We start from the raw sequence: 12,435 nt of genomic DNA, 5'->3' as shown, positions 1-12,435 counted from the left end.
TATTCACCAATAAATTCACAACAAAACCCGCCCTGCCTCACCAAATTGCTGTATATATTCTGCCGTTATTTCAGGCTTTTCCAGGTGCGGGACATGACCACAGTCATCAATCCATATTAGTTGAGAATTAGAAATAGCCGCTTCAAACTTGTGAGCATATTTTGTTCCCAAAATTCGGTCATCTTTTCCCCATAAAATCAACGTCGGCTGCTGAATTTGGGTAAGTTTTTGACCAAACGGCGGATATCCGCCACTTTTGGTAAATGAAATTAATGCCTGATGCCATCCCGGCATTTCTAGGTGCAGCGCAGCACACAGTAAAGCATCAACCGAAACAAATTTGGGATCACAATAAGCATTTTTACTAATATTTTCCCGCACCTTGGGACGCCGCAGAAACTCAACCGCCCAATAATCCAAGGGGGGAAACAGGAATTTGCCAAGAGGCGGGGGACTGGTGAAACCTGCACTATCCAGCAATACCAGCTTTTCCACCGCTTGGGGATAGGTTAAGGTGAAATCAATCGCCGCCGCCCCTCCCATCGACGCCCCAACTAGAATTACGGGGACTTCTATTTGGGTTTTCCAGAAATAATAAAGATGAGTAGTGATCGCGCTGGCGCTAAACTTGATCCCAGATGTGCGATCTGTAAAGCCAAATCCCAATAAATCTACCGCCCATGTTTCCTGGTGTGCAGCTAATTTGGGAAACAGGCGGCGGAATTCAAAGATGGAACTATCAAAGCCATGTAATAACAGGATGGGTGTTCCCCCTTTTCCCTGGTGAACATAAGTTGTGGCAATGGATTGGGGGTTCAGGGGTGTGAGAATATCTTGGCGTGCGATCGCCTGGGCAAGGGCAATTGAGGTAGACTCAGTAAGCTGCTGGATTTGGGCGGGAAGGAAATTGGCAAACATGAAGTGAAAGTGAGTTTCGACCCAACAGTAGGCTCAATGGGCGGGTTTAGGAACAAATATTGGAAATTATATCAAGTCTTGTTCAATTTTGCATTCATCGGTAGAAGTCCAAGTAGAGATGTTGCATGCAACGTCTCTACAATGGTGCGGATGTATCCTAACAGCTATGGCGACTACAATAACTATCATAAAAGTAAAACTTAAAATTTATCGAGGATAAAATTACAGTGGTTTACTAAAATACCTTTGATTCAAATAAATAGGTTGGTAGAAATAAACTTAACTAGATTGAATTTTGTCAACACGTCTCAAACCCTTACATAAGATGTAGCTGGCTTCTCAAGGAAAGCGAGTATGACAATCTCCACCGTTAACTTTAATTATCCCTACCTACTTACTCTGTTAGCCTGTCTGGTGCTAATGGCTACAGCAATCCTGAATACGAACTGACACTCTAAGGGATGTTAGTCTGAAGTAGGGTTTTGATTATCTATGCACCTCCTATGTATATCAAAACAATATACCATCTGATTGCCCAGGAGTTGAGGCAAACGTCCCTGGGAAGCATCCTGATTATCCTCTTTGTTGTGCCAATTGCCGCAATAGTAGGGTCAGTGGGATATTTGACGTTCAGCAATGGACAAGCTTTCCATGGGGTAGCTTCTCAATTAGCTTACGAAATTAGCGATCGCGTTCAGCCATCCCTCGCCCCTGAATCAGCGACTTCTCATCTGAGTCCAATCAGTTTACCCAATCGACCAGCTATACAACCCGATCCAGTCAACTCGAACATTATAAATTTTATCGGCAATTCCTCTAGTCATGTAATTTTAGCTAAAACCAACAAATTTTTCCAGCATAACGCTATTAACACGCGCACGACGATTAGTTTATGTCTAGGACTATTCGTGACCACGACATGGATGATCATTTTGATCACACGTTGGCTAAGGAAGTCAACCTCCCAGTCGTTTAGCACAGTCCAAGAAAATGCTCGTACTAAGGACTTATTTGAATCGATATTTAATGAATCGGCTGATGGCATTTTTCTGGTCAATGCAGGAACTCTGGTAATTTCCGATTGCAATCGCCGTGCTGTGGAACTCTTTGAAGCCCAAAGTAAGCAAGAATTACTCAATACCGAGGGGCATCTTCTCCAAAAAAAAAGATTTACAACCGGAGAACTGCGTTCTATCGCCAATCAGGTTAAACGCTACGGCTTTTGGCAACAAGAGTTAGAATATGTCAGTAAAAAAGGTAAGGTATTTTGGGGTAACTTAGCCATTCGGCAAATTGATGTGGCAGGTCAGCCAATGCATCTGGTACGGGTGACCGATATTACCCCACGAAAACAAGCCGAAGCAGCGCTACGGATTCGCCAACGCCAAGACGCCGCGATCGCACAACTGGGTCAAGAGGCATTAATTGAGGCAGATTTATCCATTTTAATGGAGTGGACAGTCACTCTAGTTTCCCAAACGTTGAATGTAGACTATTGCCAAATTCTGGAACGTTTACCCAATGGCAAGGAATTGCTTCTTGTCGCCGGATTCGGTTGGCAAGCGGGATTAGTGGGTCAAGCTACAGTGAGTGCTGGAAAAGAATCTCAATTCGGTTATAGTTTGGTCTGTTGGGAACCGATTATTGTCACCGACTTACCCACAGAGACACGATTTCAGGGTTCATTTTTACTCCAGGATAATGGGATTGTCAGTGGGATGAGTACGAGAATTCCCGGTCAAAATCAACCCTTTGGCGTATTAGCGGTTCATACCACCCAAAAACGCCAATTCACCGATGATGATATTTACTTTTTGCAAGCGATTGCCAATATCATTGCCACAGCCATTGAACGCAAACGCACAGAAGAAGCCTTATGGGAGAGTGCGGTGCGAGAGAGGGCGATCGCGACAGTCTTGCAACGGATGCGTCAAACCCTGGATATTGACAAGATATTCACAGCGACAACAGAAGAATTGCGCCATGTCTTGAACTGCGATCGCGTCGCCATCTATCGGTTCAATCCGGATTGGAGTGGCGAGTTTGTCGCCGAGTCTGTGGCGGAGGGTTGGGTGACGTTAACCCTTGAACAGCAAAATAACCCTGATCTCAAAGCCGATGCTTTAGAAGAAGAACGTTGTACCCTTAAAACCTTGGATGGCTCAGAAAACCTCTCGATTTCAAGTTTCCATCCCCAACTTTACCCGCCTTATTCTTGTCCAAACCCTAACAGTACCAATCTCCAATCCGATAACTCGCTACAGGATACCTATCTAAAAGAAACGCGAGGCGGTGCTTACAGCCAAGGTGCAAGTTATCGAGTCGTCGAAGATATTTATAACGCTGGATTTACGGACTGTTATATCAAACTCCTTGAACAATTCCAAGCCCGATCCTACATTATTGCTCCCATATTTTGTGGTAAAAAACTTTGGGGATTACTCGCCACCTATCAAAATTCCAGTCCTCGCGCTTGGCGAAAATCGGAAATCAGTGTCGTGGTGCAAATAGCCACCCAGTTTGGCGTCGCTGTGCAGCAAGCACAATTATTACAGAAAACTCAGGAACAAGCGTTAGATCTAGAACTCACTTTAAATCAACTCAAACGCACCCAAGCCCAATTGGTTCATAGCGAAAAAATGTCCAGTCTGGGACAAATGGTGGCAGGTGTTGCACACGAAATCAACAATCCGGTTAGTTTTATTTATGGTAATTTGACTCCTGCTAAGGAATATGTTCAAGATTTAGTTCGTTTGATTCAAACTTATCAAAAGACCTATCCCACTCCCACATCAGAACTTCAACAACTGATTGAAGAAATTGATCTAGAATTTCTGCTCGACGATTGGCAAAATTTGCTCAAATCCATGCAAATTGGCACTGATCGCATCCGTGCCATTGTTCTATCGTTAAGAAACTTCTCCCGCTTAGATGAAAAAGAAATCAAGAAAGTTGATATTCATGAAGGGATTGACAATACCCTTTTAATTTTACAGCATCGATTCAAGGCAGCGGGTAATGCCCAAGGGATTCAGGTAATCAAACACTATGATCAACTCCCATTAGTTACCTGTTATGCCAGTCAGTTAAATCAGGTATTTATGAATATCCTGAATAATGCGATCGATGCTTTGGAGGATCAACCGTCACCACGAATAATTACTATCTCTACTGAAGTAGAAACTGGCAGCAAACAACCAACCACGGATGATGTAAGAGCGACAACTGACTTTATTGTTATCCGAATTGCCGACAATGGTTCGGGTATCAACGAAGATATTATGCCGAAAATATTTGACCCATTTTTCACCACTAAGCCTGTGGGTAGTGGTACAGGGTTAGGATTATCGATTAGCCATCAGATTGTCGTCGAAAAACACCAAGGGCAAATTTATTGCATTTCGACTCCGGGACAAGGCACCAAATTTATCGTAAAAATTCCGTTGGGGAAGAGATGATATTTTGACCCAACGCGCTTACTCAAGGGGTCTGGTTTTCTGTAGGGGCGGGTTTCATTATTATCGTTTCTTACTTCATAAAGGATAAGACTGACGCCCGCCCCGACCGAGTAGAGACGCGCCATGGCGCGTCTCTACTCGGAACTTGTCACCCTTTCAGCCTGAGCCGAATTTTTGTTTTTGCGCTTCAGCGAAGCAGCACCCAAACCAGCAAACGTTAATACACCAAATACAGAAGCAGGTTCTGGGACGGTGGCACGGGCAATTTTCAGTTCAGTAATCTGCGTAGACCATTGGTCTTCAGCCGAAACAAACTCCTGAAATGTCCAAAAGGTAAAGGGATCGGTCGGATCAATAACTGTCGCGCTGTAATCCCCCCAACGGTTGCGACCGATGCCATCAAGTCTCTGGTAATCAGCAACTCCTTCTTTGAGTAGCATTGGAGTGTCAAAGGTTGTAACTCCACCAACCGTTTGACCTAGGGCGGCATAGCTGCTAACGAATTGGTTTTCACTCGATCCGCTGAAACCAATCACAACATCATTAAAATCGTTGACAGCAATAGAGCCGTAGTAGAAATCAAGATTTGGATCAGCAATGAGACCTTCTTGAAGGAGTAAGTTAGTCGTTGCATCAATCTGGAACCAGCGAAGCGCTGCGCGTCCCGCGTTGTTTACAGTTTGCACACCCCAGAATGCTCCATTGTGCAAGATTATATTTGAGCTGAAGCGGTTATCGCCCGAATCAAGATCAGGTTTGGAACCTGGTTGGTTGGCATTGGGTGGAAAACCGAATGGGGTGATGGGGATGAAACCGTCTGAGGTATCAAGTGTGGGAGAGGTGATATCTCCAGTAATGTTCGAGCGCTTGAAAAAGCCTGCTGGGGTATTGAAGGCGGATAACAAAGCAACTGGTAATCCTGTGTTGTCTAAATCGACAACGGGTTGCAGGGTAAATCCTGTCTCGAAGGGAGAAACGTTTTCAAATATCGTTGCATTAATGGCTGTCGATGTCGCTTCTTGAGCAACTGTAACGGTTGGTGTTGCTACCAATGGCTCGTTCTCCAGCGTAGTGGGATTGAGAACCCCGCCGACGTCTACAGGAGCTGCTGTGGAATCGGCATTTACGCTCCCGAACTCCGTTGCCATAGTAGCTGTTGGTGTTGCCGCCAACAAGTCGTTCTTTGGAACAGCAACAGTCGTCGTGGTAACACCACCAGCGCCACGACCGGAAATGGGAAACATATTTGCCGAGACATAAACTCCGTCTTGGTCAAATCCCAAAGTCGGAAAATCTGCCCAGCGCTGGTTGGTTGAGTCGCTATCAAGCGCAAATCCCGTCCAACCCGCTGTTGGATCTGAAGCGTTTGATACAGCTAGCAAAAAGTTGTTGTCGCTCCCAGGATTGTCCACAGATGTGGCGAACCACCGTTCACTGAAGGGATCATATAGCACTCGAGGATCAAAGGCGAAGCTACTAAAACTAACTCCAGCATCACTCCAGAACTGGTTGAGCGAACTCGTCTGAACCGGCGTACCTGTGGTTTTTTCGTAGACTGAATATCGTCCATTAATCAGTTCAACGATATGCTCTGAACCAACTCCACCCATGGTATCAGGTGGGATAAAGAAACTATCCTCTAAAAATGTACTACCTGTGAAATTTAAGCCAATATTGAGTCTTGAGGCTTCTGCACGGATTGAAATACCCAGGGTAGCTGTTGTAGCCATAGCTACTGAAGCAAAAGTTTTATGGATGTTCTTCATATCCTGACTATTTTTTTGTTAATGACAAGTCTATAGCACACATTCGGCACTTCATGATGTAATACCAGATACTTATGCTTTTGGGGTAGCTTGGCGATCACGACGTAGAGACGTAGCCGACTAGGTCTGGAACTCCCCCATCTCCCAGTATCTACCACCAGCGCAATTGTAAATACCCACGTTCAGGTTGCTGCAATTCCTTATCGGTTAGCCATTCCACAGACTTATACGTCCCGAAAACCCGATCCCACCAATCGACAGCTAAACCAAAATTATGATGCCACATTTGATATTTATGGTGGACATAGTGAATCGGCATTTTCATCCAGAAGCACCGTCTTGGATTTTCGTGCTGTAGCTGATGAGCATAGGCAGAAAAGGCAGCATAAAAAAGTCCACCCAGGAACCAACCGAGTCCAACTTGCCACGAATAGAAAAATAGGAGGCACATGACAATAAAGCTACCCCGCACATAATCCCGGAACTCCCACAGCACTCCCTGTCCTTCGTTGCGGCGGTGATGATCCCGGTGACGTTCACCAATGCGGGCATTCGCGTGCATCAAGCGATGCATCCAGTACTCCACGAAGGAAGCGAGGACAAATGCCAGAACAAAACAGATGATTGGGCTAATCAACTCTTTTTCCTCACACGTTCGACTAATTCATTGAGCGACAATTTGCTTATCAGTATATTATCCGTCATTTGTCATTTGTCTTTTGTCTTTTGTTCTACTCGCTTCCCGAAAAGCACTCTAATCGGGGCGGGTTTAGTTATATCAGGGTGACAAGCAAATGTTAATGGTAAAACCCGCCCTGTGTGTAGGGGCGGGTTTTGCAGCCACGCTAAGGAAACAACCAATATTAGTCCGTAAACCCGCCCCTACTCTCCCCCAGCTTCCCCAGCTTCCCCAGCTTCCCCAGCTTCCCCAGCTTCCCCATCTCCCCTACCCCTGTGCTATGGCAGATTACGAGGTGGAATCGTTCGCCCTTCGTAAAACCGCCGTTCCAACCGACTCAATCCGAACCAGCCGAAGCCAGCAATTAACGCGACTCCAGTAGAGATAATGGCGGCTATTGTTGCTGTTTTGTCAAAAAATAGTGCCAATAATGGGATAATCGCCCAAGCCATTGCCCCTAGGACAACAACACCTCTCCGAATCTGGCGAATTCTCGCTAAGGCAGTGCTACAACTTTTACACTTAACCGTATGAGAATGATAGCGGTCTAGTAAAGTCTCCTGTGATAATCGCGGAGGTAGCGAGCAAATAGGCGACATTCTCCCTTGCGAATCGGCGTTGCGTACACCACCGTCATAGTTCTGCCAAATTGTTTCGAGGTGAGGTCATGCCACATTAATGTGGGGGCAATAAATGTGGTGTCTTGGCGTCCTAGGGTTCCGATATAATTTTGCTAACATTCGCTAACAATACACTCTAACAGACAAGCTCTTAGAGAGGGGATATCTCCCAAAGCCCGTAGGAAAATCCCACGGGCGCCGTTAATGTCCCTGTCCATCCGAAATCCATCACCACCAACAATGACTTTTTTTCCACCAAGATTAGAAATGATTTCACCTGTCCAGCTTACGGTTTTACTGGTGTAGGCTTCATTGCAATCAAGTACGACTTTGCCCGTCTCAAACGCCTTGTGCTTCAAGAACCTTTCAAAGCGGTAATGCGCCCAGGACAACATTTGTCTGACTGATTTAGATCTGAGTTTTCTTGTGGATTTGACCACCATCTGAGATACATCAAATGTTGGTAGCAAAATTACATCAAAGTTATCGACTAAAAACCGAGCAACTTTGTGATGCATCTCATCAATTAAATGGCGAATTCTCAGCCTTAATCGGTCAGCCGCTTTTTTAAGTCTCCGACGCTGCTTGGTTTTGACTTTAGTTGTACGAGAAATTAAATCATCGAGGTAGTAACAGAGTCGTTGGATGCGTCCAATATCTCCCGTCCCTATCCAGCCAAAACTATCTTCAGTGAACAGAGTCAGGAACGACCGAACGCCAGGGTCTAGCGCCACGACACGTCCTTGGTTCTCGGACAATTGTCGTGGCACGTCATGGGGAATGCAGATGTAGTGTTGAGAGTGATGGAACACTAATCGGCAATCCCCAATATTGTCGGGCAACTGTTCTGTGTAGCGTATTTTACCCAATATTGTGTGATATATTCCCAAGTCAGTTACGGCTGATTTAGGAATATAACAAGACTGAATTCTGTCTTTGCGAGAACGAAACTTGACTTTCTGGATTTGTCCCGTTTTCTTATATTTATTCTTGGCTTCTCTTACGGCGGTGCAAGTATCCTTGATTGCTATTGATTTAATTTGATAGGGGACTTTTTTACACCATTCCGGCAAGGTGTTTAATATGTCCCCTTTAATCGCTTTCCAGTTAGCCTTAGTGTCAGGTTGCTGCAAGTATTCAACGGTTCGATTGAAAACAAACCTTGATACTCCCATCCATCTTTTGACCAGGTTTCTCTGCTCAGGGTTTAGGTAGATTCGGATCTTCTTTGATTTTCTTACCGTACTTTCTCCAGTCCTGCATTCGACTAGAGTTGACGTGGACGATGGAGAGTATATCCTGGGTAAGTTCTGACTGTGGACAGTGTACACCTTCCCCTTGAACCACGATGCTTCCACCGTTTTGCTCGACCAGGTACTGTATAAGCTCGAATCCAAATCGGCACAATCGGTCTTTACAGGCAACAACAATTGTGAGCTTATCCCCTCTAAGAAGTCTGTCCAGTAAGGAACGCAATCCTTTCCTTTTGAGGTTAAGTCCTGAGCCGATGTCTTTGACGATTTCGGCTTGTGGGTAGAGAGATTGCATATAGGCGACTTGTCGGGCCAGGTCGTCTCGTTGTTTGTTACTGGAGACTCGACAATAACAAACAGTGGCACTTCCAACACTTGTTCCCAGATAGGCTTCGACATCAAAAAGCCTTTGTCCGGCTGGATTGCGTATAGAGGGAATGATGCCATTATCTGCGTACTTCCTGCTTCGTATTTTTATGTAATCCAAGTCGCTTGACGGCTTCTCTCAAAGGAATATAGCCCATGTGAGTAAATGTAATCTAATATGAGCATATAGTATCATACTAGCTATCTGTTATCAACCTTTACGGGGTCTTTGTTCCCAAACCCCTTTAAACCCCTGTTCCCCCGATTCCGTAACCTCTAGTTCAACCGGACTGGCGTAGGCGCGATCGCTCACCGAGCGATGATGGGTAAAGGGAACGTGGCTTACATCTAGCACGTTTTCCAGCAATGTTAAGGCATCGTAGGGTAAGTCCCGAAACGTGTCGATACAAACCCATCCCTCTGGGGAATCCTTTAAGGGTTCGACGATAGGAACCTTGACATTGGGCGCGTTTTCTGGGTTGCCGGGATAAACAAATAATAGCCCTTGACATTCAGTCGTGGGTAAAGCGGCGACACAGGCACGTTGAGAGGTTTGGGCGCTACTGTCTTCGGTTTGTTGCGGAATGCGATCGCACGTTCCTTCTCCGGTGAATGCCCAACCATGATAAGGACATTCCAGCAGCCCATCTTCAGCAATCCTACCTTGTGATAGGGGAGCAAGTCGATGAGGGCATTGATCGTCAAAGACACGCCAGCGATCAGCAACTTTGTCCCACCAAATCACTAAATCTCGACCCAGTAGCGTGAATTGCGTGGGTTGAGACTGATCTAAATCCTTAAGGTAATGAACAGGATACCAGGCTTCTGTGTGATCGAAGGAATTGGTCATGAGTTAGGCGACAGGTAATTAAAGGCTCCATGTTTTATGGTATTGCTGTCTTAAGTCGAATGTTGGTAACTCGGACGCCAGAAAATAAATGTGTTGCTAAAAGCGCAAGTTCATGCTTAGTGGACAAAAACTCAGAGTCAGTCAGCTTTAGCTGACTTTTGCTTTTGGTTCCTTGGGTTTGAACCCAAGGCAGTTTAACTCGGACGCTATTGCCTATTGCCTATTGCCTATTCCCTGGCGCGTAGCGCTATATTACATTTTGCTGATAATCTTCTGCACAATCTGCATTCCCGTCACCGCTTGCCAGCCAAACAGTCCTAAAAGCCCTGCATTTAGAGCGATATGGCTATAACGCGCCCAATTATGCCCTTTTTGCATAAAGGGTGTCAGAGAGGCTGAGGTGGCAATGATAGCAGTCATACTTAAGCCAACCAGCAAGTGGGGACCGAAAAACAACTTGCCGTTGTTGATATAAGTTACCGCCATTGCCCCGACAGTGCTAATCACCATAAAGGCTAACAGTGCTGAGCCAATTTGATGGTGTTTGATATTGTATTTGCCCTTGACTAGCTCTTTTCGGAGTTCACCTTCTGCCGTTCTCGTCTGTTGAATTTTGATCCCCAGATACAGGGCATAAATAGCAGTTGCCAGCAAGAGCCACATCACTATAGGGTGAAAGAATTGGGAGTAAACTTTAATCGGTTCTGGGATGTCGAAGTTCATAAGCTTATTGGAGCAGTTTTAATATAGTGACAAAAGTTAACATAGCATAGCTGCGGTTTCGTCTAAAGTCTGATAACGAAACTGGCTTCCCTCCCAAGAGGTAGATTTCCCCTGCAATTAGACAACAGCGATGATCCAAAACACTGATGGCTTACTGCTGAAAGCCGCCCAAAGTGGTAACTTGACCCAAATCCAAGCCCTACTGAGTCAGGGGGTGAATATCGATGCAACCGATGGCGATGGCACAACGGCATTGATGATCGCCGCTCAACGAGGTTATACCGAAATCGTGCGATCGCTCATTGCCGCAGGTGCTAAGGTTAACCTGCCGCGAAAACGGTACAATTTAACCGCACTCATGCTAGCCGTCGCCGCGAATCAGGTGGATGCAGTGGAAACGCTAATTGCCGCAGGTGCTGATGTTAACGCCAAGAATGAAGATGGTAGCACGGCGCTGATGGTGGCGGCACATAAAGGTCATCTCACACTGGTGCAACGGTTATTAGCAGCAGGTGCTGATGTCAATATCCAAGATAAAGATAACGATAACGCCCTGAAGCTAGCGGCGGAAAGTGGTCATGTTCAAATTGTCAACCTCTTACTCGAAGCTGGGGCAGATGGCACACTCAGTTCAGAGGCATTGCTGCTAGCGGCGAGTGAGGGTCATATTCAGATGGTGAACCGATTGCTGGAGGGTGGGTTTGATGCCAATACTCGCAACCTTGATGGCAGAACCGCACTCATCCAGGCGGCGGAGTTAGGCTATTTACCGATTATTCAGTCATTGTTGGCGCATGGTGCTGATGTCAATTTGCCAGATGAGGATGGTGAAACCGCGCTGACGTTAGCGGCGGATCAAGGGCATACGTTAGTGGTTCAGACGTTAGTCGCGGCGGGTGCGGATGTAAATCACCACAATCCCAGGGGGGGAACGGCGCTAATGGCGGCAGCAGCCGGGGGTCATTGTGACATTGTGCGGGCATTACTGGAGGCAGGGGCAGAGATTAATCTCCAGGATGCGGATGGGGAGACAGCCTTACATTTAGCCTCGGTAGAAGGGCATACGACGGTTGTGGAGACGTTACTCCAGCGTAATGCTAACGTACACCTGAAAAATAAGCTCGGTGACACCCCACTGATGCTAGCTGCTTTACATGGTCACACAGAGATTGCGATCGCGCTAGTGCAACATGGCGCTGACGTAAATGCCACCAACCAAGGTGAAACCCCACTTACCCTTGCCCTATCTCAGGGATATCCCGAAACGGTAACAGTATTGCTCAAAGCGGGGGCAAATGCCAATCTGACCGATATAAAAGGGAAAACCCTGTTAATGAAGGTGGCTGATCAAGGGGATAGTGAACTGATACGCTCATTATTAGCAGCCGGGGTTGATGTGAATCAGCGAGATAGTGCGGGGGCGACAGCCTTAATGTGGGCAGCCCATCGGGGTTATATTCCCGCCGTGAAATGTTTATTAGACGCAGGTGCGGATGTCACCCTCAAAAATCGGGGGGGCTATACGGCGATGATGATTGCTGAATTTAATGGGTATCCAGAAGTCGTGGGGATTCTCAAAGCTGCAGGGGCGGCGGAGTAAAAAGGGATAGGGGAGATGGGGGAGATGGGGGAGATAGGGGAGATAGGGGAGATGGGGGAGAGTAGGGGCGGGTTTAGGGACATTGGTGTCAACTTAAGGTGAAAGCTCGGTTGAGCAAGGGTGTCGGGTGTCGGGTGTCGGGTGTCGGGTGTCGGGTGTCGGGTGTCGGGTGTCAGGATGGAATTGTCTGTTGGAGGCGAAA

8 protein-coding genes and 2 pseudogenes are annotated in these 12,435 nt (G+C 46.4%); 2 read left to right on the top strand and 8 right to left on the bottom strand.

The features are described from left to right. Positions 1–15 precede the first annotated feature (15 nt). Positions 16–918 (bottom strand): alpha/beta fold hydrolase, encoded by a 903-nt coding sequence (locus tag RIG66_RS20795; RefSeq protein ID WP_446380645.1) that lies wholly within the window; start codon positions 916–918, stop codon positions 16–18. 503 nt (positions 919–1,421) lie between these two features. Between RIG66_RS20795 and RIG66_RS20790 the strand changes: the two genes are divergently transcribed. Continuing rightward, positions 1,422–4,376 (top strand): GAF domain-containing sensor histidine kinase, encoded by a 2,955-nt coding sequence (locus RIG66_RS20790; protein ID WP_446380644.1) that lies wholly within the window; start codon positions 1,422–1,424, stop codon positions 4,374–4,376. 134 nt (positions 4,377–4,510) lie between these two features. Here RIG66_RS20790 and RIG66_RS20785 read toward each other — a convergent pair whose 3' ends face one another. From RIG66_RS20785 to RIG66_RS20755, 7 genes and pseudogenes are all read right to left on the bottom strand, one after another. Continuing rightward, positions 4,511–6,106, bottom strand: coding sequence for a PEP-CTERM sorting domain-containing protein (locus RIG66_RS20785; RefSeq protein ID WP_446380643.1), 1,596 nt, complete (start codon positions 6,104–6,106; stop codon positions 4,511–4,513). Between the two features lie 187 nt (positions 6,107–6,293). Next, positions 6,294–6,779, bottom strand: a complete 486-nt coding sequence (locus RIG66_RS20780; RefSeq protein WP_446380642.1) for a sterol desaturase family protein — start codon at positions 6,777–6,779, stop codon at positions 6,294–6,296. Between the two features lie 320 nt (positions 6,780–7,099). Further along, positions 7,100–7,542, bottom strand: a pseudogene (locus RIG66_RS20775) (Rieske 2Fe-2S domain-containing protein); the annotation flags it as partial. A 12-nt stretch (positions 7,543–7,554) separates the two neighbouring features. Beyond that, a complete protein-coding gene (locus RIG66_RS20770) occupies positions 7,555–8,658 on the bottom strand; it encodes an RNA-guided endonuclease InsQ/TnpB family protein (protein WP_446380669.1) in 1,104 nt (367 codons plus the stop codon). Then, positions 8,642–9,181 (bottom strand): IS607 family transposase, encoded by a 540-nt coding sequence (locus tag RIG66_RS20765; RefSeq protein WP_446380641.1) that lies wholly within the window; start codon positions 9,179–9,181, stop codon positions 8,642–8,644. The genes RIG66_RS20770 and RIG66_RS20765 overlap by 17 nt, the downstream gene beginning before the upstream one ends. A gap of 93 nt (positions 9,182–9,274) precedes the next feature. After that, positions 9,275–9,910: pseudogene (locus tag RIG66_RS20760) on the bottom strand (aromatic ring-hydroxylating dioxygenase subunit alpha); the annotation flags it as partial. Between the two features lie 252 nt (positions 9,911–10,162). Then, positions 10,163–10,633: a DUF4079 domain-containing protein gene (locus RIG66_RS20755; protein ID WP_006098591.1), complete on the bottom strand. Its 471-nt coding sequence runs from the start codon at positions 10,631–10,633 to the stop codon at positions 10,163–10,165. A 130-nt stretch (positions 10,634–10,763) separates the two neighbouring features. Here RIG66_RS20755 and RIG66_RS20750 point away from each other — a divergent pair, with 130 nt between their 5' ends. Further along, on the top strand, positions 10,764–12,233 hold the full coding sequence (locus RIG66_RS20750; RefSeq protein WP_446380640.1) for an ankyrin repeat domain-containing protein: 1,470 nt from the start codon (positions 10,764–10,766) through the stop codon (positions 12,231–12,233). Positions 12,234–12,435 lie beyond the last annotated feature (202 nt).

Origin of the sequence: Coleofasciculus sp. E2-BRE-01, assembly GCF_040221695.1 — a bacterium.
In the GTDB taxonomy this organism is placed as follows: Bacteria; Cyanobacteriota; Cyanobacteriia; order Cyanobacteriales; family Coleofasciculaceae; genus Coleofasciculus.
This window is presented reverse-complemented; position numbering and strand designations above follow the sequence as displayed.